Below are 23,758 nucleotides of genomic sequence, written 5' to 3' on the forward strand. Positions count from 1 at the left end.
GCGGCGGGCATTTCCTCCTACCACAGGCCGGTTGCGCGTCATCCCAAGGCCGTCTACGCCGCCTTGATCGAGGCCAGGAACCTCTGCACCTCGTCGCGCAGGTCGACGAAGCGCGCCTGGAGGGTCTGGGCGACCTCCACCGACTCACGGGCCGCCGTCGCCACCTCCGACGAGGCGCCGGAGGCGACCGCGATGCTGCGGGTCACGGTGTCGGCCTCGCCGGCCACGGTGCGGACCTTGTCGGCGATCTCGCCGGTCGCGGCCAATTGCTGCTGGACCGAGGCGGCGATCTCCGCCGAGCGCTGGCTGAGCTGGCCGATGGTTTCGGTGATGGCGCCGATGGCCGAAACGGTCTCCTGGGTGACCGACTGGATGGCGCCGATCTGGGTGGCGATCTCCTCTGTCGCCTTGGCCGTCTGGCTGGCCAGATTCTTCACCTCGCTCGCCACCACAGCGAAGCCCTTGCCGGCCTCCCCGGCCCGCGCCGCCTCGATGGTCGCGTTCAAGGCCAGCAGGTTGGTCTGGCCGGCGATGGAGGTGATGAGGCTGGTGATCTCGCCGATCTTGGCGGCGCCGGCGGCCAGCGCCTCCACCGTCTTGCGGCTGGCGTCGGCGCGGTCGATGGCCTGGGCGGACATGGCGACCGACTGCTTCACGCTTTCGGCGATGCTGCGGATCGACTGGGTGAGCTGCTCCGCCGCCGCGCTGGCGGTCTGGACGGTGCGGCTGGTCTCGTCGGCGGCCCCGGCCACCGAGGCGTTGCACTGGTCGGCGCGCAGCGCGCTGTCCAGCATGCTGCCGGCGCTGCCCTTCATCTGCGAGGCGGCGGTGGAGGCCTCGCCGACCGTCGCCTGGACCGAGCGGTCGAAGGCGGCGGCGAGGCGGGTCAGACGCTCGCCCCGCTGCGCCTCCTCGGCCTGCCGGGCCAGCTTCTCGGCTTCGAGCTGCTGGCGGTGCTGGGCGTTCTGGCGGAGCATGTCGATGGTGCGGGCCATCGCCCCCATCTCGTCGCGGCGGTCCAGGGCCGGCACGGCGACCGCGTAGTCGCCCTGGGCCAGCCGCCCGACCATCGCGGTGATCTGCATCAGCGGGCGCGTGATGGCCGAGACGACGAGGTAGAGCGCCGCCATGATGGCGAGGAAGGCGACCGCCCCGACGGCGATCTGGGTCACCGCGTCGGCGGTCACCCGCGCCTCCACCCGGTCGGTCCGCAGGCGCAGGACGAACTCGCCAATGGTCTTGCGCTGCCCGGCCTGCCCGCCGACGATGGGTTTCACCACCTCGATGAAGCCCTTCGCGGCCTTGGTGTCACCGACCTCGGCGACCACCTTGGCCTTGTCGTCGCGCACCTGGGCACCCAGGAAGTCGGGGTCGGAGGACGGCGCCTTGGCAACCTCGCGCACCTGCTCGGTGTCGAAGTCGAAAAGCGGGATCGCCGCCGCGCGGGCCTGAAGCGAGGCCACCATGTCGGCGCGCGCCGCCAGCGTCTCCTTGGCCTGATTGGCCGAGCTGTGCACGCCCCAGGCGATGGCCAGCACCTGATAGACCAGCAGCACGCCGCCGATCAGCAGCAACGCCCGCAGGCGCAGCCCCAGACCACCACCTTGATTCCCGCTGTCCTGCATCCCGTCTGCCGCGCCGCTGACCGTCATGATCCGCCCTTTTCTCTTGCTGAACAATCGGTTGCCGATCGGTCGGCGCCCGCCCCGGCGCTATTGGGTCGCCTTGAACCCGGCTTCGAGCTTCGCCAGAACCGCCGCGGCGTCCGGGGTCTTCTTCGACACGACTATGTAGACATCCAGGCTCTGGACCGGTGTCGCCTTCAGGTCGGCGAGCGTCTTCCCGCCCAGCGCCTGCTGCATGGGCAGCGAGTATTGCAGCAACGTCGGCGCCCGCCCGGCCTGGAGCAGTTGAAGCGCCTGATCGGCGGTGCGCGCGTCAACCATCTGCACCTTGTTGGCCGGGTCCTCCATCCAGGCGCGCCAGCCGCCGTAGGAATAGCCGTTCAGCGCGATGACCGCCTTGCCCGACAGATCCTCCTTCGCCTTCACCACCGGGGCTTCGCCGATGCCGTAGGCGTTCAGCTCGATCCGGGCGATGGGGGCGGTGCTGATCAGCGTGGAACCGTCGAATTCCTTGACCGTGCGGATGCCCAGGAAGATGTTGAACTCGCCGTCCGCGATGCCGGAGAAGAGGCGGCGGGCCGGGGCCGATTCGGCGGTGTAGGCGATCCCAGCGGCCTTGGCGGCCTTGTCGAACGCCTCGATCAGGCTGCCCTTCGCGGCACCGCCGTCGGTCTGGGTGTAGGGAGGGAACTCCACATAGCCGAGCTTGACCCCGTCCGCCCGCGCCGTGGCGATCCCCGGAGCGACCATGCCGGCAACGGCTCCGACCATGGCACCGAACAGGCTGGCGAACACCCCGGCCCGCAGCGTCCGCCGGGCGCCTCCGGCAACATTCGCGATCATACGGCTTCCCCTTGCTGTGTCGTTCCGCGCTCGCGTCGGCGCATACACCGCCTCATGCGAGTATTTTTCGGAAAACATACATCTTTCCGCGACGCGCCTCCACAAGGATAGGGCTGCAATATTGAAATCTGATGGCAGTCCTTAAACAATCCTGACCGGTTGCGGAAAGCCGGACGCCGGACATAAGCTGATCACCGTTTCCCTCCCGCAGAGGCGCCCTTCCGTGAACTCCGTCTTCCTGCCGACCGCCTGCCCGCACGATTGCCCGAGCACCTGCGCCCTCGAAGTGGAACAGGTCGCGCCGGACCGCATCGGCAAGGTCCGCGGGGCCGCCGCCAACAGCTACACGGCGGGCGTCATCTGCGCGAAGGTCAGCCGCTACGCGGAGCGCGTCCATTCCCCCGACCGGTTGAGGACGCCCTTGCGGCGCACCGGCCCCAAGGGGTCCGGCCAGTGGGCGGAGATCGGCTGGGACGAGGCGCTGGACCGTATCGCCGACGCCTTCCTCGATGCGGAGCGCCGCCACGGCCCGGAAGCGGTCTGGCCCTACTTCTCATCCGGCACCATGGGGCTGGTGCAGCGCGGCGCCATCCAGCGGCTGCGCCATGCCAAAGGCTATTCGCGGCAGGTCAGCACGGTGTGCGACATGCCGGCCAACATGGGCTGGCTGGCCGGCCACGGCGACATCCGCGGCGCCGACCCGCGCGAGATGGCGGATAGCGACCTGATCGTGAACTGGGGCGGCAACCCGGTGGCGACCCAGGTGAACGTGATGACCCACGTCAGCCGCGCCCGAAAGGGCCGCGGGGCGAAACTGGTCACCATCGACCCCTACCGCACCGGCACGGCCGAGGTGTCGGACCTGCACCTGATGCTGCGCCCGGGCACCGACGGCGCGCTGGCCTGCGCGGTGATGCACGTCCTCTTCCGCGAAGGGCTGGCCGACCGCGCCTATCTCGACCGCTACGCCGCCGGTGCGGAGCGGCTGGAGGAGCATCTCGCCACCCGCACGCCGGAATGGGCGGCGGCGATCACCGGCCTGACGGTGGAGGAGATCGTCGCCTTCGCCCGCCTCTACGGAACCACCAAGCGCAGCTACCTGCGGCTCGGCTACGGGCTGACGCGCGGCCGCAACGGGGCGGCGCAGATGCACACGGTGTCCTGCCTGCCGGTGGTCACCGGGGCATGGGCGCACAAGGGCGGCGGGGCGCTCTACTGCTCCTTCGACATCTATCACATCGACCGCACCCTGTCGGAAGGGCTGGACCGGCTGGACACGTCGGTGCGCGGCTTCGACCATCCGCGCATCGGCGCGGTGCTGACCGGGGAGGACATCGCCAGCGGTCCCCCGGTCACCGCCATGCTGATCCAGAACACCAACCCGGCGGCGATCTGTCCGGACAGCGCCCGCGTGCGCCGCGGCTTCCTGCGCGACGACCTGTTCGTGGCGGTGCACGAGCAGTTCATGACCGACACGGCGCAGCTGGCCGACATCGTCATCCCCGCCACCACCTTCCTGGAGCACGACGACCTCTACCGCGGCGGCGGGCAGATGCACATCCTGATCGGCCGCAAGGTGATCGAGCCGCAGTTCGAATCGCGCGAGAACCACTGGGTGATTTCCGAGCTGGCGCGCCGCGTCGGCGCCGAGCATCCCGGCTTCGGCATGAGCGCGCTGGAGATCATCGACTCCATGCTGAAGACCTCCGGCCTGACCGACGCCGCCACCCTGACCGGGCAGCGCTGGATCGACGCCCAGCCGGATTTCGAGACCTCGCATTTCCTGAACGGCTTCGCCTTCCCGGACGGGCGCTTCCGCTTCGCGCCCGACTGGGCGGCGCTCGGCCCCTACGGTGCTGGCCAGTTGCCGGACCTGCCGGACCACATGGCGCCGGGCCGTCCGGCCGACGCCGAGCATCCCTTCCGTCTCGTCACCGCCCCGGCGCGGCAGTTCCTCAATTCCAGCTTCACCGAGACGGTGACCGCCCAGCGCCGCGAAGGCCGTCCCACCGTCCTGATCCATCCGGAGGACGCGGCGGAGCTCGCCCTGGCCGACGGTGACGCCGTGCGCCTCGGCAACGGGTTGGGCAGCAGCGTCGTCCATGCCAAGCCCTTCGCCGGGGTGCCGCGCGGCGTGGTGATCGTGGAGGGCATCTGGCCGAACAGCGCCTTCCTGGAGGGGATCGGGATCAACACCCTGACCTCGCCCGAGCCGATCCCGCCGGCAGGCGGTGCGGCTTTCCACGACACGGCGGTGTGGCTGCGCGCCGCCTGAGCCCGCTCCTTTATCCATCACCGGACGTGATCCGTCCCATCTGAACAAATCATTTTTCACGATGGCCGGACTGTCCTAGCCTCCCTCCGCGGATCACCGAATGCGGAGGGCGGCGCGATGCCGGTTCACACCACTCTGACCCAGCGCCTGGGCCTGTCCAACCCCATCGTCCAGGCCCCGATGGCCGGGGGCGCCGACACGGCGGACCTCGTCGCCGCGGTGGGCGAAGCCGGCGGCATCGGCTTCGTCGGGGCGGCCTATCTGTCCCCGGAGCAGATCGCCGAGCGTGCGCGGGCGATCCGTGCCCGGACCTCCCGCCCCTTCGGGATCAACCTGTTCGCCCCCCTGCCCGCGCCCGAAGCCCCGGACGCCGGAAGGATGGACGCGGCGGTCGCTGCCATCGCGCGCCACCACGTCGATCTCGGCCTGCCCGCCCCCGGCACGCCGGCCTTGGGCGCCGACGGCTTCGCCGCCCAACTGGCCGCGGCGCTGGACTGCGGGGCGTCGGCCTTCAGCTTCACCTTCGGCATCCCACCCGCCGACGCGCTGGCCGCCATCAAGGCGCGGGGCATGCTCCTGATCGGCACGGCGACCGGCGTCGAGGAGGCCGTTGCGCTGGAACGGGCCGGCATGGATGCCGTGATCGCCCAAGGAGCCGAGGCCGGCGGGCACCGCGGCAGCTTCGCCACCGGTCCTGGAGAGGTGGATTTCGCCGCCGGACTGGTCGGCACCATGGCGCTGGTTCCGCAGGTGGCGGACGCGGTGGAGCTGCCGGTGCTGGCCTCTGGCGGCATCATGGACGGGCGCGGCATCGCGGCGGCCCTGGCTCTGGGGGCCGCCGGCGTGCAGATGGGCACCGCCTTCCTGACCTGCGCGGAGGCCGGCATCCCCGAGGCGCACAAGCAGGCGATCCTCGACGCCCGCGAGACGCAGACGCGCGTGACCCGCGCCTTTTCGGGCCGCCCGGCGCGCGGGATCGTCAACCGGGTCATGGAGGACATTGCGGACGGCGCCGCCCTGCCCTTCCCCCTTCAGAACGTCCTGACCCGCCCGATGCGCACCGCCGCCGCGCAGCAGGGCCGGGCGGAGTTCCTGTCGCTGTGGGCCGGACAGGGCGTCCGCCTCGCGCGGCGGCAGACGGCGGCGGAATTGATGACGCGGCTTGTCGACGAAACCGACGCCGCGGTCCGGCGCCTGACGGGGATCACCTGATGATTACCTGATGGGCGGCGCTCAGCCCGCCACCGTCCCCTCCGCGCAGACGCGGTTGCGCCCGCCGCGCTTGGCTGTGTAGAGCGCATCGTCGGCGCGGCGCATCAGGGCCAGCAGATCCTCACCGGGACGGTATTCGGCCGCCCCGACCGACAGGGTGACCGAACCGTAATTGGCGTTGCGCGTCCGGTTGATGATCTGCCGCGACCCCACGGAGGCGCGAAGCTGCTCGGCCACCTTCAGCGCGTTGGCAAGGGCGGTGTGGGGCAGGATGACGCTGAACTCCTCACCGCCGTAGCGGGCGACGGTGTCGCGCCCCTTCACCCCTTCGGTCAAAACCTTGGCGACCAGTTTCAGCACATGGTCGCCGACGAGATGGCCGTGGGTGTCGTTGAAGCGCTTGAAATGATCGATGTCCACCATCAGCAGGGTCATCGGCATTCCAGTCTGCGCCGCGTCCTCCGCGGCGGAGGCCAGCGCCAGATCGAATCCGCGCCGGTTGGCGATGCCGGTCAGCCCGTCGGTCATCGCCTCCCGCCGCGCCGAATCCAGAACCACGCGCAGCTCGGCCAATTGCTGGCTGGATTCGAGGAGCTGGCTTTGCAGACGGGTCTGGCGGTCCACGATGGCGGTCGTCTCCGCCGCGATGGCCGCCACCATGGCGCGCAGCTCGGCCAGGCTCATCGGCTGGTCCAGCTCCCCCCGGAAGCCGGCCAGCGCCTGCCCGTAGCGATCGGTTTCCGATCCGACGCTGCCCAGCTGATCGAGGATGCGTCCCAAGGCGACTCGCGCCCGTTCCGACGTTTCGCGGATGGCCTGGGCTTCGGCGTCCAGCGTGAAGAAGCGTTTGTACAGCTCGTCGCAATGGCTTTGCGACAACGTGGCACCGTCGCGCTGGGCCAGTTCGATGGCGCGCGTCAGGTCCGGATTCTGACCGCCGAAATAGGCGTACCAGAGGGTGAAATTCTCCGGATTCGGCAACAATCCATTGGCGTCAATCCGATCCATGGCACGAACAGCGAGGATCCGCGCCGTCTCGAAATCCTCTTCGCCCGCCATTTCCGCCGCCTTTCCATCGCTCATTGGAAAAAAGCTACCGCAGCGGGAAAGAGGCGGGCAAGCAACTTTGGAGTAAGGTCATTATATTACAGGTGATCGGAAATATACTTCCCCGCGGATCAGTTGCACTGGCCCAGCGATTTCTCGGCGCAGACCGTCGTGCCGTCGATCCAGATCGCCCCGGACAGATCGGCGTGCCGCAGGTCCGCACCGCCCAGCCGCGCCCCGGTGAAGTCGGCCTTTTGCAGGATCGCGTTCACCAGCTTTGCGTTGCGCAGGTCCGCTTCCTTCAGTGACGCCCCAGTCAGGTCGGCGCGGGTGAAGTCGGCCTCGATCAGACGGGCACCGTCCAGCTTCACACCCGGCATGGTGGCGCTGAAGAATTTCGCGCGATAGCTGTCGGTCTCCGACAGGTCGGCGTCCTTCAGGGTGGACCGCTGGAAGGTGGCGTCGCGCAGCATCGCCCCGGACAGCTTCGCCGACGACAGATCGCGCCCGTCGAAGTAGCAGCGGCGCCAGTTCACCTTCGGCTGCGCCGGGTCGGTGCATTCGGCCAGAGCGATGGAGGGGACCAGGGCTGTGCCCAGGAAGGTGGCAAGTACCGCGAAGGCGGCGAAAATTGTCGTCTTCATGCGCAAACAGATAGTGTCGCGCAGGCCGAATAACAGAGGGTCTGGCGCAACAAAAGGCCGCGGTGGGCAGCGACTAACCGTCACGCCCCCTTCGGAGTCCGCAACCCGACCGAACGACCGGCCTGCGGCGGCACGGGCAGAGTGGCGTGCTCCGCCACGGTGCGCGTCAGCCGCTCCGCGGTTTCCGGAGCCAGCGGCACCGAACGGCGCTCCGCCAGATCGACATGGAGCAGAACGAATTCCGCCGTAGCGGCGAGGAATCCGTCCTCCTCATGGCGCATCTCGTGGAACAGATGCAGCCGCTTGGCGTCCGCACCGAGGACCAGAGAGGTGAAAGTCAGCCCGTCACCCTCCGTGACCTCGCGGGCATAGGTCAGGTGCGCCTCCACCGCGAACATCGACCGCCCCTCGCCCTCCGCGTATGCCTTGCCGATCTCGAAATGGTCGAGTACGGCGTCGGTCGCATGGTCGAAGGCGAGCAGGTAATAGGCCACGTTCATGTGGCCGTTGTAGTCGATCCACTCCGGGCGGACGGTTTCCCGGTGCAGGCGAAGCGGGGTGGGCGAATGGTTCATGCCCTCAAGGATAAGCGATGCCGCTGCGGTTTGGGAACCGGCTTGGATGGCCCGCCAAGCCGGTTCCGACCATCCTGAAGACGCCTCCTTCCCCATTGCGACACGGTAAAGGAGGCGATGCCCCGGTTCAGGCGCTCCGCGTCACACGCTGAAGTACTTCGCCCGCGGGTGGTGCAGGACGATGGCCGACGTGCTCTGCTCCGGGTGGAGCTGGTGCTCGTCGGACATCTCCACGCCGATCCGCCCGGCGTCGAGGAGCGTCAGAAGCTGCTCCTGATCGGCGAGGTTCGGGCAGGCCGGGTAGCCGAAGCTGTAGCGGCTGCCGCGGTAGGCCTGCTGCAGCAGCTTCTCCTTGTCGCGGCTGTCCTCGGCGCCGTAGCCCAGCTCGGCGCGGATGCGGGCGTGGACATATTCCGCCATCGCCTCGGTCATCTCCACCGACAGGCCGTGCAGGTAGAGATAGTCCTGATAGCGGTTCTCGGCGAACCACTCCCGTGCCACCTCGGCGCAGTGCTGGCCCATGGTGACGATCTGCAGGCCCAGCACGTCGCGCTCGCCGTCGTTCACGTCGCGCAGGAAGTCGGCGATGCACTCGCCGTCCTCCTTGGCCTGACGCGGCAGGGTGAAGCGCGCGACCTCGCTGGTTCCGTCTTCGGCGAACAGGATGACGTCGTCGCCGTCGGCCGCCGCCTTCCAGTAGCCGTAGACCGCCTGGGGCCGCAGGATTTCCTCCTTCGCAGCGATCTGGAGGATGCGGTCGAGCACCGGGCGAAGCTCCTTCTTCGCCCATTCCTTGAACTCCTCGAAGGACTTGCCGTCCTTCCGATAGCCCCACTGGAGCTGGTAGAGCATGCGCTCGTTCAGGTAGGTCACCAGCGTCTTCAGCGGCACATGCTCGATGACCTTCGGCCCCCAGAAGGGTGGCGTCGGCACCGGCACGCCTTCGGCCAGACGGGCGCGGCGGGCGCGGGCGGCATCCTTGTCCACCGGACCGACCGTGGCGCTCGTCGCCTGACCGAGCACGCGGCGGCGGTTGACCGCCCGCCCCGCCCGCTTGGCCTGCTGAATGGCGAGCTGCTGGTCGAAGCTGCCGCCCACCACCTGATCCATCAGGGTCAACCCGTCGAAGGCGTCGCCGGCATAGGCCACGCGGCCCGAGCCGTAGGAGGCCACGCAATCCGTCTCCACATAGGCGCGGGTCAGCGCGGCACCGCCGAGCAGGACCGGAACCTCCAGCCCCTCGCGGGTCATCTCCTCCAGGTTCTCGCGCATGACGACGGTGGACTTGACCAGCAGGCCGGACATGCCGACGGCGTCGGCCTTGTGCTCCTTCGCCGCCTGGATGATCGCGCCGATCGGCTGCTTGATGCCCAGATTGACGACCTTGTAGCCGTTGTTGGTCAGGATGATGTCCACGAGATTCTTGCCGATGTCGTGGACGTCGCCCTTCACGGTGGCCAACACCATGGTGCCCTTCTGCTGGCCGTCCGCCTTTTCCATGTGCGGCTCCAGCCAAGCGACGGAAGCCTTCATGGTTTCCGCCGACTGGAGCACGAACGGAAGCTGCATCTTCCCGGCGCCGAACAGCTCGCCCACCACCTTCATGCCGTCCAGCAGATAGGTGTTGATGATCTCCAGCGGCGAATGCGTCTTCATCGCTTCGGCGAGATCGTCCTCCAGACCGGTGCGGTCGCCATCGACGACGCGCTCCTTCAGCCGCTCCTCGACCGTCTCGGCGCGGGCCTTCTTCTTGGCGTCCGCGGCCTTGCGGCCCTCGAACAGGGCGATGAAGGCCTGCAGCGGGTCATACCCTTCCGCACGGCGGTCGAAGATCAGGTCCTCGGCGGTCTTGACCTCCTTTTCGGGGATCAGGTGCAGCGGCATGATCTTCGACACATGCACGATGGCGCCGGTCATGCCGCGCTTCACCGCGTGGTCGAGGAAGACCGAGTTCAGGACGTGGCGGGCCGCGGCGTTCAGGCCGAAGGAGACGTTGGACAGGCCCAGGATGATCTGGCAACCGGGCATCTCGCGGCTGATCGTCTCGATGCCCTCCAGCGTCCAGATGGCCAGCTTGCGGTCGTCCTCGTTGCCGGTGGCGATGGTGAAGGTCAGCGGGTCGAACAGCAGGTCGTGGGCCGGCAGGCCGAACTCGTTGACCGCCAGATCATAGAGGCGCTTGGCGATGGCGAGCTTGCGCTCCGGCGTCTTCGCCATGCCCTCCTCGTCGATGGTCAGCGCGATCACCGCCGCGCCGAACTTCTTGGCGAGCGCGAGGCGCTTGCGGGCCGGCTCCTCGCCGTCCTCGAAGTTGATGGAGTTGAGGATCGCCTTGCCGCCGTAGAGCGCCAGCGCCTTCTCCAGCACGATGTATTCGGTGGAGTCGATGACCAGCGGGGCGGTGACCGAGCCGGCGAAGCGCTGCACGACGGCCTGCATCTCCGCCACCTCGTCGCGGCCGACGAAGGCGGTGCAGACGTCCAGCGTGTGCGAGCCTTCCTTCACCTGCTCGCGGGCCATCTCGACGCAGCCGTCCCAGTCGTTCTTCTCCTGAAGCTCGCGCCATTTCTTGGAGCCGTTGGCGTTGCAGCGCTCGCCGATGGCGAAGAAGGCGTTCTCCTGGCGCAGCGTGACCTGGGAATAGAGCGAGGCGACCGCGGGCACCCAATGGACCGTGCGGCCCTTGGGATTCGGGCGGTGCGACCCGGCCGGGGCCAGCTTGCGCAGCATCTGGTTCGCCGCGGCGATGTGCGGGACGTTGGTGCCGCAGCAGCCGCCGACGAGATTCACCCCGTCCTCGGTCACAAAGCGCTCCAGCCAGTGGGCGAAGTCGTCGGCGCGCAGCGGGTAGTGCGTCTTGCCGTCGACCAGCTCCGGCAGGCCGGCGTTCGGCTGCACGGAGACGAGGCCCGGCCAGTTCTCGGTCAGCCACTTCACATGCTCGCTCATCTCCAGCGGGCCGGTGGCGCAGTTCAGCCCCATCAGCGGCACGTCCAGCGCCTGGATCACCGTGGCCGCCGCCGCGATGTCGGTGCCGACCAGCAGCGTGCCCGTGGTCTCAACCGTCACCTGGACGAAGACCGGCGTGTCGCTTCCCGCCTCGGCGCGGGCGCGCTTGATGCCGTTGACGGCGGCCTTGATCTGCAGCGGGTCCTGGCAGGTCTCGACCAGGATGGCGTCGGCGCCGCCGGCGATCAGGCCGGCCGCCTGGACAAAGAAGCTGTCCTCAAGGTCCTGATAGGGGATGTGCCCCAGGCTGGGCAGCTTGGTGCCCGGCCCGACCGAGCCGATGACGAAGCGCGGCTGCCCGTCCGTGAAGGTCTCCGCCGCCTCGCGCGCCAGCTCGACCGCGCGCTGGTTGATCTCGAACGCCTTCTCGGAGATGCCGAACTCGCCCAGCGTCACCGGGGAGGCGCCGAAGGTGTCCGTCTCCACCATGTCCGCGCCGGCCTCGAAATAGCCGCGGTGGATCTCCCGCACGATGTCCGGACGCGAGAGCGGCAGGATGTCGGTGCAGTTCTCGTGCCCCCAGTAGTCCTTCTCCACATCGAGGTCGAGCGCCTGGATGCGGCTGCCGAACCCGCCGTCGCAGAGCAGGACGCGGTCGCGGAGAGTGTCGAGAATGTGCGGCATGGGAAGATCGGGTCCGTTTCGGAAAGAAGGTCGGGCGGAAAGGGTCAGAGGTCAGCGATTATTCAAGGCCGTGGCGGTTCGTCGGCCACCAGTCGTGATCGAGCACCTGCTCCAGCGTGTAGGGGCAATCCTGTGGGACGGCGTCTTCGAACATTCCATCCTGGGCGAGACCAAGGACGGCCAGACGGCGGGCGTCCCGGTGAGCACGTGCAAGGTCGATTTTCCGGCGCAGGCTGGGGCTGGCGTCGATCTCGTCCCAGGCGGCGATGCGGTGATTGACCACCGATTCCCGCCACCCCAGCCGGGGGCCGGAGGCCGGCGAATGCTCGAGCTTCAGAAGATGCTCGATCACCCGCTTCAGTGCGCTGCCAAGCGCCTTGGCATCCGAACGCCCCATGTCCTCGATCTCCTCCGCCACATGCTCCCAGTCGATGGGCGTGTTGAGGCGTTCGCGGGCGGCTTCGCGGAGAAGGCGGGCCTGTTCCTGGGTCCAGGCGTAGAAGTCGTCGTCGTAGCCGATCCGGCTGTCCATGGCCCTTCCTCCGCGACCGCGATCATCCGCAACACCCTAGCACAGGGGGGCGGTCAGGACACCGCCGGCTGCCTCGCCTTCACGCCCAGCATCCGGCAGATGGCCATCGTCAGGTCGGAGCGGTTCAGTGTGTAGAAGTGGAACTCCTTGATGCCCTGGGCCTGGAGCGCCTGGCACTGCTCCGCCGCCATGGTCGCGGCGACGAGCTGCCGGGTCTCCGGATCGGAATCCAGCCCCTCGAAGGTCTCGGCGAAGCGCTGGGGCATCGCCGCCCCGCACTTGCCGGCGAACTCAACCGCGCGGGCGAAGTTCGTGATCGGCAGGATGCCGGGCACGATCGGCACGGTGATGCCGGCGGCGGCGCAGCGGTCGAGGAAGCGGAAATAGGCGTCGTTGTCGAAGAAGAACTGGGTGATCGCCCGCGTCGCCCCGGCGTCCACCTTGCGCTTCAGGTTGTCCAGGTCGAACTGCGCGCTCGGAGCCTCCGGATGGGCCTCCGGATAGGCGGCGACGGAAATCTCGAAATCGGCGACCTTCTTCATCCCCGCCACCAGATCGGCGGCGTAGGCGTAGCCGCCGGGATGCGGGACGTAGCGCCCACCCACCCCGCCCTCGGTCTCCGGCGGATCGCCGCGCAGGGCCACGAGATGGCGGATGCCGGCGTCCCAATAGGTGCGGGCGATGGCGTCGATCTCCTCGCGTGTCGCGCCCACGCAGGTGAAGTGGGCGGCGGCCGGGATGCCCGTCTCCTTCTGGATGCGCGTCACCGTGTTGTGCGTGCGCTCGCGCGTCGAGCCGCCGGCCCCGTAGGTCACCGAGACGAAGGACGGGCCGAGCGGGGCCAGGCGCTGAATCGCCTGCCACAGGCTCTGTTCCATCTTCTCCGTCTTGGGCGGGAAGAATTCGAAGCTGACCGACGGGATGCCGGACGTCATGACTGGGCTCCGCTGATGGAGAGGATGGAGGGGTCGGCCGGGGATGCGCCCTTCGCGGCGCGCACCGCCGGCCAGATGGATACGGTAAGCGGTTCGCCCGGCAGATGCACCACCGCGCCACACTCCAGGCCGGATTGGCGGCACCAGGCGGCGACCTCGGCGTCGGAGAAGCCCAGCCGGCGGTGCGCGTGCTCCGCCCGCAGGGATTCCAGGGCGTGGGGAGCGAAATCAACCACCAGCAGCAGGCCGCCGGGCCGCAGCACCCGCGCCGCCTCGGCCAGCAGGTCGGCCGGCGCCTCCGCGAAGTGCAGCACCTGATGGACGACCGCCGCATCGAAGGAGCCGGACGGAAAGGGAAGCTGGTACATGTCCGCCTGCCGCACGTGGCAATGGCGGAGCGCCGTATCCTCCAGCTTGGTGCGGGCGATGGACAGCATCTCGCGCGACTGGTCGACGCCCACGGCGCGACGGGCACGCGGCCCCAGCACCTCGAGCATGCGGCCGGTGCCGGTGCCGATGTCCAGAAGATCGCCGATCCCGTCGCCGGGGATCAGGCGCAGCAACGCCTCCTCCACCTCGCGCTCCGGGACGTGAAGGGAGCGGATTTCGTGCCAGCGGGCGGCGTTCTCCCGGAAGTAGCTGGCCGCCGCCTCGGAACGGCTGCGCTTGATGGCCTCCAGCCGCTCCAGATCCAGCGTCAGCGTCGGGTCGTCGGACGGGATCGCATCCACCAGCACCCGCGCCAGTTCGCCCGAGGCGCCGCGTTCCGTCAGCCGGTAAAAGGCGAAGGTGCCCTCCCGGAAGCGGTCGAGCAGTCCGGCGTCGCAGAGGAGCTTCAGATGGCGGGATACCCGTGGCTGGCTCTGGCCCAGGATCTGGGTCAGTTCCGTCACCGTCAGCTCGCCATGCGCGCACAGCGCCAGCAGCCGAAGCCGCGTGGTCTCCGCCGCCGCCTTCAATGTCGCAAGCAGTTCGTCCATGACCGCCGACACCGTCCCGAAACGCCCCGAAGGACCAGCGGGCCACCACGGCCCGCCATGCGGGATACAGATATAAAGATATCTTTATGCAGCGTAAACACGTTTTCACCGATCCCGCTTTCTATCGGGCGGTTCCGGCCGACGGGAAGCCCGGACGGGACGCGAAGGGCGCGGCAATCCTACCACATGGGGCGGTATCCGTATGGTGACCTCGCGTGGCACGCTGGTCAAAAGGCGGCGCCTGTGTTAGGCACGGAACAAAGGGATCGCACGGATTTTCCGGGCGATGTCCTGTCCGGCAGCGTCCGTTGCCGCTCGGCGAGGGGTCGAACCCTTCGGACGTGGCGCGACGGGGCCGCGGAATCGGATGCCCCGCCCAAAGTCGTGTCCCCAGAAAGAGCCGTCGCCGATGAAGCTGGCCAACCTCTCCCGCTCCCTTCTTCGCTCGGCCGCCGTGGCCGTCGTCGCCCTCGGCATGGCGGGCTGCGCAACCACGCCCGGCAGCAGCGAAGCCGACGTCACGGTGAGCGATCCGCTGGAGATTCCCAACCGTTTCGTCTTCGCCGTCAACGAGACCGCGGACATCCTGCTGATCCGTCCGGCGACGGAAGTCTATGTGGGAGTCGTCCCCGACCCGCTGCGCCAGGCGGTTCACAACTTCATCCAGAACCTGCTGGGCCCGCTCTACATCGCCAACAACCTGCTGCAGGGCGATTTCGATGGCGCGCAGGTTGCCACCGGGCGGTTCATGACCAACACCATCCTCGGCATCGGCGGCCTCGCCGACGTGGCGACCGAAGCCGGCATCGGCGACCGTCCGGAGGATTTCGGCCAGACGCTCGGGGTCTGGGGCGTCGGACCGGGGCCCTACGTGGTGTTGCCGTTCCTCGGCCCGTCGAACGTCCGCGACACGCTGGGCTACGGCGTCGACACGCTGGCCGACCCGTTCCGCATCGGCACCAACGCCGCCGGGGCGGACAACGCGATGTACGGGCGGACCGCCGCCGCGGGTCTCGACCGCCGCTCGCAGCTCCTGCGCGAGATCGACGACCTGCGCAAGAACTCGCTGGACTTCTACGCGACGGCCCGCAGCCTCTACGCGCAGCAGCGCCGCGCCGCGATCGCCAACGACATCGCGCCGGCGACGCCGGACTTCCCCGATTTCGACGAACCCGCCAAGAAATAAGGAGGGGGCCTGCCGCGGTGCGACCGTCCGCGCTCGATCCTTTCGCCGATTGAGTGTTGACAAAGCCCCCGCGGCAGCCACTTTTGCCTTGCCATGCTGACACGTCGCCTGTTTCTCGTGTGCGCGGCCCTGCTCGCGGTGAGCAGCTGGGCCGCCCGTCCCGCCGCCGCTCAATCGGCTGATCCGGGCGCGACCGCGTTCATCCAATCGCTGGGGAACGAGGCCGTCGCCACCTTCTCGAACAAGAGCCTGTCGCGCGAGCAGGCGGTCCAGCGCTTCCGCGGCCTGCTCTACCAGGGCTTCGACGTGGCCTACATCGGGCGCTGGGTCCTGGGCCGCTATTGGAATTCCGCCACGCCGCAGCAGCACGACGAATACCAGAAGCTGTTCGAACGGCTGATCGTCAACACCTACGCCGACCGCTTCGTCGAGTATTCGGGCGAAACTTTCCGCATCACCGGGTCGCGCGTCGAGGGCGAGGCGGACACCATGGTCACCACCCAGATCGTCCGTCCCAACGGCCCGCCGGTGAATGTGGACTGGCGCGTGCGCAAGCGCGACACCGCCTACAAGATCATCGACGTGGTGGTCGAGGGCGTCAGCATGGGCGTAACCCAGCGGCAAGAGTTCGCCTCGGTCATCGGCCAGAACGGCGGACGGGTCGAAGGGCTGCTCCAGGCGTTGCGCCAGAAGGTCGGCAGCGCCGGCTGATCGATCGCTCCGCGCGTTTGACGCCGGACCATCTTACGGGCCGCCTTCGCGCGGCCCTTTTTCATGGCCTTTTTTCATGGCCTTTTTTCATGATGGTCCAAACGGCGATTTCGTGACGAACACCGCCGGAAGGGGTATGGTCGCGCCCGAAGCCTCTCTTGTGTGTTGCAGCAGCGGGCGCCCCATCCGATGGCCGACCGGACTCCGAACGAGATCGACGAGATCAAGGCGATCATCCTCGCCCACCAAACGTGGCTGACGCGCCGCGGCGGGCGGCGGGCCGACCTCAGCTTCCGCGACCTCTCGAATCTCAACCTCGACCGGGTGAACCTGAACGGGGCGAAGCTGGCCGGGGCCAATCTGGTCGGCGCCCGCCTCGTCAGGGCCGACCTGTCGCAGGCCGACCTGTTCGGCGCCGACATGGAGGGGGCAAACCTGACCGCCTCCACGCTAATCGGGGCGGATATCCGCGGCGCCAACCTGCACCGGGCCATCCTGACCGACGCCAACCTGCGCGGCGCCGACTTCCGCGCCGGGTCGCTGATGAACGGAACGGGCGACAAGCCGCGCAGCGACGGCGTCACCCGCCTGACCGAGGCGAAGATGGAGCGCTCCATCCTGGCCGGAGCGAACTTCACGGGGTGCGACCTCAGCGGTGCCGACCTGAACGACGCCGATCTGACGGGCGCCGACATGACCGCGGCCGTCCTGGTCGGCGCCGATTTCTGGGGCGCCACCCTGGACGGCGTGACCTTCGACGGCACGACGATCGACGAGGCGACGCTCGACCGCAACTACCTGCCCGCCTCCCTTCCCGAGAACGCCATCGTCAAGCCGGTCTACAAGCCGATGCCCTCGGGCGCCTTCCTGGAGGCCGTCGCCGAGCATGAGCGGTGGGTGAACAGCCATGGGGCGGAGGGCCGCCATCTCGACCTCGACCTCGTGTCGGTGATCGGGGCCGACCTGACTGGACGCGTGCTCGCCGCCGCCCGGCTGCGCCGCTGCCGCCTGATGGGCGTGCGGCTGCGCAAGGCCAGCCTGGAGATGGCCGACCTTTCCTACACCGAGATGATCGGGGCGGACCTGACGGAGGCCTGCCTGAACGGCACCAACCTGCGCCGCGCCGGGCTGTCCCGCGCCGTCCTGGCGCGCGCCGACGCCCGGCCGGCCCGCCTGTCCGGCGACCGCCCCTGGCCGGCCAACTTCGACGGCGCCAATCTGACCGGCGCCGATCTGCGCGATGCACGGATGGAGGACGCGGTGCTGCGCTCCGCCAAGCTGGGCGGGGCGAAGCTCGACGGCACGGGAATCACGGTGACGGTGGACACCGCGCCGCCGCCGCAACCGGCGCCGATGGAGCGGCGGGCGCAGAAGCATTACGCCCAGCCCTGTCTGGTCATCCAGACGGACCGCGGCGCCCACTCGTCCCGCAACTGGTCGATCGGCGGCGTCAGCTTCTACGCGCCGGACAATCTGTTCGAGGAGGGCGAGACGATCGAGGGTCGCCTGTCCATCACCGGGCGGGACGACCTCACGGCCACCGCGCGGATGGTCGTGGTGCACAAGGGCATGGGGAAGGGCCAGGTGTCCGTGCGCTTCCACCAGTATGGCGACGATCTCAAGCAGCTCTTGAAGACCGCCTTCCTGGAGCATCAGAAGCTGGAAGGGTGACCGGAGGACGCCCCCTCCTCCGAGGTGGAAGAGGGGGTTCGCCGGGGCCGCTTAGGAACGGACCAGCGGCTTGTACTTGATGCGGTGCGGGTTCACCGCATCCTCGCCCAGGCGGCGCTTCTTGTCGGCCTCGTAGGCTTCGAAGTTGCCCTCGAACCACTCCACGTGGCTGTCGCCCTCGAAGGCCAGGATGTGGGTGGCGAGGCGGTCGAGGAACCAGCGGTCGTGGCTGATGACCACGGCGCAGCCGGCAAAGCTCTCCAACGCCTCTTCCAGGGCGCGCAGCGTGTCGACGTCCAGATCGTTGGTCGGTTCGTCGAGCAGCAGCACGTTGGCGCCGGACTTCAGCATCTTGGCGAGATGGACGCGGTTGCGCTCACCGCCGGAGAGCTGGCCGACCTTCTTCTGCTGGTCCGGACCGCGGAAGTTGAAGGACGAGACGTAGGCACGGCTCGGCATCGACTTCTTGCCGAGGTCGATGATGTCCAGCCCGTCGGAGATCTCCTCCCACACGGTCTTGTTCGGGTTCAGCGAATCACGGCTCTGGTCGACATAGCCCAGCTTCACCGTCTCGCCGACGCGGAAGGTGCCGGCGTCCGGCCCGTCCTGCTCGGTGATCATGCGGAACAGCGTGGTCTTGCCGGCGCCGTTCGGGCCGATCACGCCGACGATGCCGCCCGGCGGCAGGCGGAAGGACAGGCCGTCGATCAGGAGGCGGTCGCCGAAGCCCTTGTTGATGCTCTCGGCCTCGATGACGACGTTGCCCAGGCGCGGCGGCGTCGGGATGACGATGCGGGCCTCGCCTGTCGCTTCCTTGCCGCTCTCGGCCAGCAAGGTCTCGTAGGCGGAGATGCGGGCCTTGCTCTTTGCCTGACGGGCGCGCGGGGACTGCCGGATCCATTCCAGCTCGGTGGCGAGCTGCTTCTGGCGGGCCTCCTCGGCGCGGCCTTCCTGCTCCAGGCGCTTCTGCTTCTGCTCCAGCCAGGAGGAGTAGTTGCCTTCCCACGGAATCCCCGACCCACGGTCGAGTTCGAGGATCCAGCCGGTCACGTTGTCGAGGAAGTAGCGGTCGTGGGTGACCAGGACGACGGTGCCCTTGTAATCCTCAAGGTGCTTCTGCAGCCACGCCACGGACTCGGCGTCCAGATGGTTGGTCGGCTCGTCGAGCAGCAGCAGGTCGGGCTTCTCCAGGAGCAGCTTGCACAGCGCGACGCGGCGGCGCTCACCGCCGGACAGCTTGGTCACGTCGGAATCGCCCGGCGGGCAGCGCAGCGCGTCCATGGCGATCTCGACCGTGCGGTCGATGTCCCAGGCGTCGGCGGCGTCGATCTTCTCCTGAAGCTCGGCCTGCTCGGCCATCAGCGCATCGAAGTCGGCGTCCGGGTCGCCCATCGCCTCCGACACGGCGTTGAAGCGGTCCAGCAGGCCCTTGGTCTCGGCCAGGGCCTCCAGGACGTTCTCCTGCACCGTCTTCGTCGGGTCGAGCTGCGGCTCCTGCGACAGGTAGCCGACCTTGGCGCCCTGCGCGGCCCAGGCCTCGCCCGAGTAATCCTTGTCCAGGCCGGCCATGATCTTCATCAGGGTCGACTTACCGGCGCCGTTGACGCCGAGGACGCCGATCTTCACGCCGGGCAGGAAGGACAGCCAGATGTTGTCCAGAACCTTCTTGCCGCCGGGGTAGACCTTGGACAGGCCCTTCATCACATAGACATATTGATAGGACGCCATGCGCCGCTCCGACCCTTCTGCACAAAAAGGAAAAATCCAGGACGCCACCCGCGGCGCCACTTCGCTCGTTCAGGGTTTTAGCGCATAAGGACGCGGCATGAAACGGCGAAGGAGGGAAGCCGGGTGGTCGAGATTTATGTGGATGCCGATGCCTGCCCGGTAAAGTCGGAAATTTACCGGGTGGCCGGGCGCAACGGAATCAAGGTGTGGATCGTCAGCAACGGCCCGCTCCGCCTGCCCAACGAGTGCCTGTCGGAGCTGGTCGTCGTCGGATCGGAGTTCGACGCCGCCGACAACTGGATCGCCGAGCACGCGACCGAGGCCGACATCGTGGTCACCGCCGACATCCAGCTCGCCGACCGCTGTGTCAAGAAGCGCGCCGTGGTGATCGGCCCGACCGGCCGCCCCTTCACCGACGACAGCATCGGCTCGGCCATCGCCACCCGCGCGCTGATGCAGGATCTGCGCGACATGGGCGTGGTCAGCGGCGGCAACAAACCGATGAGCCAGCAGGACAAATCGAAGTTCCTGCAAACACTCGATCAGGCGGTGCAGGCGCTGAAGGCCGGGCGGCGGCCGAAATGGCGCTGAGCCTTCGTTTGAGCCGCGTTCACTCCGGCAGCGCGCCGGCCTGACCGGCGGCGAAGGCCCGCGCCTGCCCGTGCGTGGCGATACCCCGCTGGTCCAGCCGCGTCAGCAAACCCGCGGCCAGTTCCGCCTCGACCAGGGCGGGGGCAAAGGGACCCATACGGCGGTCGGTGGCGATGCCGAAGGCGGCGGCCAGCTGCTCCAGTGAGGCCCCCTCCAGCGCCGGATCGAGCACCGCGGCGAGCCGGGCGAGGTCGAGCGTCGGCGGCGCCTCCGGCTCCGGCAGGCCGGCGTCGCGGCAGGCGCGGGCCAGCGTGCCGAGCGCCGTATCCACACCCCAGCCGACCACCGCGCAACCGCGCAGGGCATCGGCGATCACCGGCCAGGCCGCGGCGAAGGGGCGTGCGCCTTCCACCATCGCTGCGGTCACGCCGTGGATCGCGGTGCCCTCCGCCGGGATCGGTGCGCCGGGATCGACGAACAGCTCCAGCGACAGGCTGCGGAAGACGCGCGGCCCGACCATCCGTACCGTTCCAACCGCGACGACCGGCCCCTCCTCCGCCCGCCCGGTGGCGGTGGCCACCCACAGGCTGACCATCGGCAGGGCCAGCAGCGGATCCTCGTCGCCGAGATGGACGGGACGGGCGTTGGGGCGCAGGAGCCGCCGCTCGCCGGACAGCAGCGGCTGCGCCTCCCCCGCCTTCGCCGGGAAGACCAGTGCGATCCCCGACTGGAGCCCCAGATCCTTGACGCGGACCGGCACCTCGCCTCCCTGGGCGCGGCGCAGCAGGGCGGAGACCATCTGGCCGTCCTCACGCGCCCGCTCGATGGCGCGGAACAGCTCGGGGCGCGACAGGTGGTCGTAGATGTCGGCGCCCGCCGCCAGCCCGAGATGGGCAGCGGCCGCGGGGTTCAGCGTGTCGATCCGCCCGAAATCGTCGAGCACCACCACCGGCTCCTCCAGCGCCGCGATCACGCCGGCCAGCCGCTCGCCTGGACGGTGCTCGCCGTGGCGGCCATGGCGGAGCGCCTCCGCCGCCGCCCGCGCGAGGTCGCCGGCCTCATCCTCCTTCGCATCGGCGGCGAGGGACGCGGCGCCGCGCCCGCGCCACGCCGACAGGGTCTCGCGCAGCCGGCCCAGATCGCGGAAATGTCGGTTCAGCCGGGCAAAGGCCATCCACAGCGCCAGCACGCCGAGCCCGACCGCCCCCATGTCCAGCAAGGAACGCTCGGGGTCGGCGACGGCCAGCCGCCCGATCTCCACCCCCAGGAAAGCGAGCGCCATGCCCGCCACCGCAAAGCCCAGCACCGCCGAACGCCACGCCCCGCCCCGCATCGGGCCGCCTCCACACACCGTACGAATGGCGCGACTGTAGCGCTCCCGGATGCCCGCGGAAAGGGAGCGGGCGGGTCAGCCCTCCCGCTCCTGCCCCGCTAATCCGCAGCGAAGCAGTAGAGCAGCCCCGCACCACCCGTGCTCTTCAAGGCGTCCTGGCTGCAACCGCCCCGCGTCAGGTGGGAGCTGTTCCAGGATTTGGCCGGCGGGTCGTCGCCGAGCCCGATGCGGTCGTGATGGCCGACCATGGCGGCGCCCTCCGTCCCGCTGCGGGTCCAGTTGCCGCAGGTCCGGTCCTCAGCGCCGCCGAAGGCAGTTCCGTCCGGCTGGCTGCCGGTCAGGATGTCGTGGGTGTTTGGGGTGTCGCCGCGGCCCTTGACCATCTCGCCGGTTTCGGTCAGCCCGGTCTCCTTGGTCAGGCCGTTGGTGGCGTGCAGATCCTCCACGTTGCGGGCGATCACCTGCCCCTTGGTGTTCTGCCAGGGGCCGGCGCCGATGCGGTCGCGGGCGTTCACCGCGGGCCGACCGTCCGCCGCTTGGATGGACAAATAGGCCTTCCAATCGCGGTTCCCCGCCCCGACGGCCTGCGCCAACTGCCGGCAATGGCGGTCCGCGCCCTCCAGTCCACCGAGGTCGGCACCTTTCCCCAATCCGACACTGGTGACGAAAAAGCTCATGCCGGTGGAGCCCCCGGACGTCTGCGCCGGCGCCGGTGCCGCCGTCAGCAGAACAGCCGCCGAAATCGCAGCGCCGATGCCAGCCCCAAAGATGGTGCGGACCATGGATGCCCTCCCCTGCCTTGTTGTTCAGACGATGGTGGACCGTGGACGCCGGAACGGACGGCTTTATTCCCGCATCCTTTCGGCGCATCATCCAGCCGCATGGCCGATCCTTCTTTTTTGCCCTTCCGGCGCAGCGCGAAATCCCTATCGTCCCTGACGGCCTCATGCTGGCTCGCGCACAGAATTTAGTACGAATTTCGAACCACTTTATCCCCATAACGATGAAAAGGTTTACGCAACTCAAAATAATAATGAGAGAAATCGCGAACAAACACACGCTGTCGTTATCGAAACTTTAAACATTCAAAGACTTATTTGACCGCTGTTAATCGCTCATTAAGGCAGTTTTGGCAGATTTGATCTTGCGTTCTCCTTCACATTTTTTGGGTTCGGCGATGGTGATGGTCTACCACCCTTACGCGCTCCAGCATCGGCAGGAACGGCGCTCCGGGCGCCGGCTTGCGCTGGCCTTGATCGTCGCACTCGGCTTCCCCCTGGCAGCGGGCGCCGGCTACACTCTGGAGACGGTGCGCGGTTACGCGGTGCAGGCCCGCTTGGCGCAGGCGGTGGACGCCGCAGCGCTGGCCGGTGGCCGGGTGATGTTCGACGACCAGCGGGACGGCCACATCCGCAGCTTCTTCGACAACGCCTTCACCAAAAGCTTCCTGGGTGCCCACGCCGCGGTGCTGAAGATCGAGGACGACACGCGCAGCGGCGTGCTGACGGTGCATGGACAGGCGACGGTTAAGGCTCTGTTCACCCGCGTCCTCGGCGGCAGCGATCTGGTCGTGGAGGCGCAGTCGGTCGTCCGCCGCAATGTTCGTGGCCGCAAGGGGGCTTAAACCCTTCGAACCGCAACCTTCGGCGCCGTCGGATGGACAGCCACCACGGCGCCGCGCCCCCGCCCGAATTTTTTAAGGCATCGGGAAGCTTTGCGCTGATACCATGCGGGACTAGGCTTACCCACAACCCGCCGCGCTCCCGTGTCCAGCATTCCGTCCCTATCATCGCCGTCGAACACGCACTCCCTGACCGGGATGGGTCGGCTTCGGCAGATGCTGGCCAGCGAAGCCATCGCGGTGCAGCCCATCCGGCGTGTGCCGGGGGAGCCGGAACGCCGGCGGTCCGACGATGTCTCGGCGGCCGACGATGCGCTGAAAAGCGGACAGCGGACGGAGCTGGGCGGAACGGAAGGCAACCGCACCGGCCGTGCCGGCTCATCTTCGAAATTCGCGCTGGACGATGCGGAAGCCGACAAGGGTCCGGTAACCGGCGCGTCGCCGCGTCTCAGCGCCACGCCAAACGCCAGCTTCATCGCGCAGAGCATCCACCAGGATGCGATGGGCAGCGGCCTGCACATCGAGCCCTGGTCCGCCGCCATCACCGCCTACCGCAAGGCCGACGCCGCGGCCTATGCGGCCGGTGCGTCGGCTGGGATGTCCGTCTAAGCGGCGG

Annotated in this window: 20 protein-coding genes; 8 read left to right on the top strand and 12 right to left on the bottom strand. The window is 68.5% G+C overall.

The window, feature by feature from the left end:
- Positions 1-53: 53 nt before the first annotated feature.
- A complete protein-coding gene (locus AMK58_RS32050; RefSeq protein ID WP_051140268.1) occupies positions 54-1,652 on the bottom strand; it encodes a methyl-accepting chemotaxis protein in 1,599 nt (532 codons plus the stop codon).
- Positions 1,653-1,712: 60 nt separating this feature from the next.
- Entirely contained in the window at positions 1,713-2,468 is a 756-nt protein-coding gene (locus tag AMK58_RS08770) for a type 2 periplasmic-binding domain-containing protein (protein ID WP_035674354.1), read from the bottom strand.
- A gap of 223 nt (positions 2,469-2,691) precedes the next feature.
- Between AMK58_RS08770 and AMK58_RS08775 the strand changes: the two genes are divergently transcribed.
- Positions 2,692-4,743 (top strand): molybdopterin-containing oxidoreductase family protein, encoded by a 2,052-nt coding sequence (locus AMK58_RS08775; RefSeq protein WP_059398806.1) that lies wholly within the window; start codon positions 2,692-2,694, stop codon positions 4,741-4,743.
- A 117-nt stretch (positions 4,744-4,860) separates the two neighbouring features.
- Positions 4,861-5,955: an NAD(P)H-dependent flavin oxidoreductase gene (locus AMK58_RS08780; RefSeq protein WP_035674307.1), complete on the top strand. Its 1,095-nt coding sequence runs from the start codon at positions 4,861-4,863 to the stop codon at positions 5,953-5,955.
- A gap of 21 nt (positions 5,956-5,976) precedes the next feature.
- Here the strand turns inward: AMK58_RS08780 and AMK58_RS08785 are convergent, their stop codons facing one another.
- The 7 genes from AMK58_RS08785 to AMK58_RS08815 all read right to left on the bottom strand — a co-directional run bounded on the left by AMK58_RS08785 (position 5,977) and on the right by AMK58_RS08815 (position 14,301).
- Positions 5,977-7,038, bottom strand: a complete 1,062-nt coding sequence (locus tag AMK58_RS08785) for a GGDEF domain-containing protein (RefSeq protein ID WP_236778090.1) — start codon at positions 7,036-7,038, stop codon at positions 5,977-5,979.
- A gap of 95 nt (positions 7,039-7,133) precedes the next feature.
- Positions 7,134-7,646, bottom strand: coding sequence for a pentapeptide repeat-containing protein (locus tag AMK58_RS08790; protein WP_051140264.1), 513 nt, complete (start codon positions 7,644-7,646; stop codon positions 7,134-7,136).
- A gap of 80 nt (positions 7,647-7,726) precedes the next feature.
- On the bottom strand, positions 7,727-8,221 hold the full coding sequence (locus AMK58_RS08795; RefSeq protein WP_035674302.1) for a thioesterase family protein: 495 nt from the start codon (positions 8,219-8,221) through the stop codon (positions 7,727-7,729).
- Between the two features lie 141 nt (positions 8,222-8,362).
- Positions 8,363-11,854, bottom strand: coding sequence for a methionine synthase (metH, locus tag AMK58_RS08800; protein WP_035674300.1), 3,492 nt, complete (start codon positions 11,852-11,854; stop codon positions 8,363-8,365).
- A 58-nt stretch (positions 11,855-11,912) separates the two neighbouring features.
- Positions 11,913-12,386 (bottom strand): DUF29 domain-containing protein, encoded by a 474-nt coding sequence (locus tag AMK58_RS08805; RefSeq protein WP_035674297.1) that lies wholly within the window; start codon positions 12,384-12,386, stop codon positions 11,913-11,915.
- A gap of 53 nt (positions 12,387-12,439) precedes the next feature.
- Complete coding sequence (gene metF / locus AMK58_RS08810) at positions 12,440-13,321, bottom strand: methylenetetrahydrofolate reductase [NAD(P)H] (protein ID WP_035674295.1); 882 nt, start codon at positions 13,319-13,321, stop codon at positions 12,440-12,442.
- The gene (locus AMK58_RS08815) at positions 13,318-14,301 is read right to left on the bottom strand and encodes an ArsR/SmtB family transcription factor (RefSeq protein ID WP_035674292.1); all 984 of its coding nucleotides are present in this window, start codon (positions 14,299-14,301) and stop codon (positions 13,318-13,320) included. The genes metF and AMK58_RS08815 overlap by 4 nt, the downstream gene beginning before the upstream one ends.
- A 409-nt stretch (positions 14,302-14,710) precedes the next feature.
- Here AMK58_RS08815 and AMK58_RS08820 point away from each other — a divergent pair, with 409 nt between their 5' ends.
- The 3 genes from AMK58_RS08820 to AMK58_RS08830 all read left to right on the top strand — a co-directional run bounded on the left by AMK58_RS08820 (position 14,711) and on the right by AMK58_RS08830 (position 17,869).
- A complete protein-coding gene (locus tag AMK58_RS08820; RefSeq protein WP_035674289.1) occupies positions 14,711-15,487 on the top strand; it encodes an MlaA family lipoprotein in 777 nt (258 codons plus the stop codon).
- A 93-nt stretch (positions 15,488-15,580) separates the two neighbouring features.
- Positions 15,581-16,198: an MlaC/ttg2D family ABC transporter substrate-binding protein gene (locus AMK58_RS08825; protein WP_014240616.1), complete on the top strand. Its 618-nt coding sequence runs from the start codon at positions 15,581-15,583 to the stop codon at positions 16,196-16,198.
- A 189-nt stretch (positions 16,199-16,387) separates the two neighbouring features.
- Positions 16,388-17,869 (top strand): pentapeptide repeat-containing protein, encoded by a 1,482-nt coding sequence (locus tag AMK58_RS08830; protein ID WP_059399047.1) that lies wholly within the window; start codon positions 16,388-16,390, stop codon positions 17,867-17,869.
- Between the two features lie 51 nt (positions 17,870-17,920).
- Here the strand turns inward: AMK58_RS08830 and ettA are convergent, their stop codons facing one another.
- Positions 17,921-19,597: an energy-dependent translational throttle protein EttA gene (ettA, locus tag AMK58_RS08835; protein WP_038527418.1), complete on the bottom strand. Its 1,677-nt coding sequence runs from the start codon at positions 19,595-19,597 to the stop codon at positions 17,921-17,923.
- Between the two features lie 123 nt (positions 19,598-19,720).
- Here ettA and AMK58_RS08840 point away from each other — a divergent pair, with 123 nt between their 5' ends.
- Positions 19,721-20,188 (top strand): YaiI/YqxD family protein, encoded by a 468-nt coding sequence (locus AMK58_RS08840; RefSeq protein WP_035674278.1) that lies wholly within the window; start codon positions 19,721-19,723, stop codon positions 20,186-20,188.
- A 19-nt stretch (positions 20,189-20,207) separates the two neighbouring features.
- Here AMK58_RS08840 and AMK58_RS08845 read toward each other — a convergent pair whose 3' ends face one another.
- Positions 20,208-21,521, bottom strand: coding sequence for a 3'-5' exonuclease (locus tag AMK58_RS08845; RefSeq protein ID WP_059398807.1), 1,314 nt, complete (start codon positions 21,519-21,521; stop codon positions 20,208-20,210).
- A 98-nt stretch (positions 21,522-21,619) separates the two neighbouring features.
- Positions 21,620-22,303 carry a hypothetical protein gene (locus AMK58_RS08850; protein WP_035674251.1) on the bottom strand — a complete coding sequence of 228 codons (684 nt, stop codon included), beginning with the start codon at positions 22,301-22,303 and terminating at the stop codon, positions 21,620-21,622.
- Between the two features lie 401 nt (positions 22,304-22,704).
- Between AMK58_RS08850 and AMK58_RS08855 the strand changes: the two genes are divergently transcribed.
- Positions 22,705-23,145: a hypothetical protein gene (locus tag AMK58_RS08855; RefSeq protein ID WP_236778091.1), complete on the top strand. Its 441-nt coding sequence runs from the start codon at positions 22,705-22,707 to the stop codon at positions 23,143-23,145.
- Between the two features lie 213 nt (positions 23,146-23,358).
- Complete coding sequence (locus tag AMK58_RS08860) at positions 23,359-23,751, top strand: hypothetical protein (RefSeq protein ID WP_035674246.1); 393 nt, start codon at positions 23,359-23,361, stop codon at positions 23,749-23,751.
- Positions 23,752-23,758: the final 7 nt, after the last annotated feature.

The sequence above is a fragment of the Azospirillum brasilense genome (genome assembly GCF_001315015.1).
GTDB lineage: Bacteria > Pseudomonadota > Alphaproteobacteria > Azospirillales > Azospirillaceae > Azospirillum > Azospirillum brasilense.

Coding starts and splice junctions, on each gene's coding strand:
- AMK58_RS32050 (WP_051140268.1), bottom strand. CDS start 1,652: ATGACGGTCAGCGGCGCGGCAGACGGGATGCAGGACAGCGGGAATCAA.
- AMK58_RS08770 (WP_035674354.1), bottom strand. CDS start 2,468: ATGATCGCGAATGTTGCCGGAGGCGCCCGGCGGACGCTGCGGGCCGGG.
- AMK58_RS08780 (WP_035674307.1), top strand. CDS start 4,861: ATGCCGGTTCACACCACTCTGACCCAGCGCCTGGGCCTGTCCAACCCC.
- AMK58_RS08785 (WP_236778090.1), bottom strand. CDS start 7,038: ATGAGCGATGGAAAGGCGGCGGAAATGGCGGGCGAAGAGGATTTCGAG.
- AMK58_RS08790 (WP_051140264.1), bottom strand. CDS start 7,646: ATGAAGACGACAATTTTCGCCGCCTTCGCGGTACTTGCCACCTTCCTG.
- AMK58_RS08795 (WP_035674302.1), bottom strand. CDS start 8,221: ATGAACCATTCGCCCACCCCGCTTCGCCTGCACCGGGAAACCGTCCGC.
- metH (WP_035674300.1), bottom strand. CDS start 11,854: ATGCCGCACATTCTCGACACTCTCCGCGACCGCGTCCTGCTCTGCGAC.
- AMK58_RS08805 (WP_035674297.1), bottom strand. CDS start 12,386: ATGGACAGCCGGATCGGCTACGACGACGACTTCTACGCCTGGACCCAG.
- metF (WP_035674295.1), bottom strand. CDS start 13,321: ATGACGTCCGGCATCCCGTCGGTCAGCTTCGAATTCTTCCCGCCCAAG.
- AMK58_RS08815 (WP_035674292.1), bottom strand. CDS start 14,301: ATGGACGAACTGCTTGCGACATTGAAGGCGGCGGCGGAGACCACGCGG.
- AMK58_RS08820 (WP_035674289.1), top strand. CDS start 14,711: ATGAAGCTGGCCAACCTCTCCCGCTCCCTTCTTCGCTCGGCCGCCGTG.
- AMK58_RS08825 (WP_014240616.1), top strand. CDS start 15,581: ATGCTGACACGTCGCCTGTTTCTCGTGTGCGCGGCCCTGCTCGCGGTG.
- AMK58_RS08830 (WP_059399047.1), top strand. CDS start 16,388: ATGGCCGACCGGACTCCGAACGAGATCGACGAGATCAAGGCGATCATC.
- ettA (WP_038527418.1), bottom strand. CDS start 19,597: ATGGCGTCCTATCAATATGTCTATGTGATGAAGGGCCTGTCCAAGGTC.
- AMK58_RS08845 (WP_059398807.1), bottom strand. CDS start 21,521: ATGCGGGGCGGGGCGTGGCGTTCGGCGGTGCTGGGCTTTGCGGTGGCG.
- AMK58_RS08850 (WP_035674251.1), bottom strand. CDS start 22,303: ATGGTCCGCACCATCTTTGGGGCTGGCATCGGCGCTGCGATTTCGGCG.
- AMK58_RS08855 (WP_236778091.1), top strand. CDS start 22,705: ATGGTCTACCACCCTTACGCGCTCCAGCATCGGCAGGAACGGCGCTCC.
- AMK58_RS08860 (WP_035674246.1), top strand. CDS start 23,359: ATGCTGGCCAGCGAAGCCATCGCGGTGCAGCCCATCCGGCGTGTGCCG.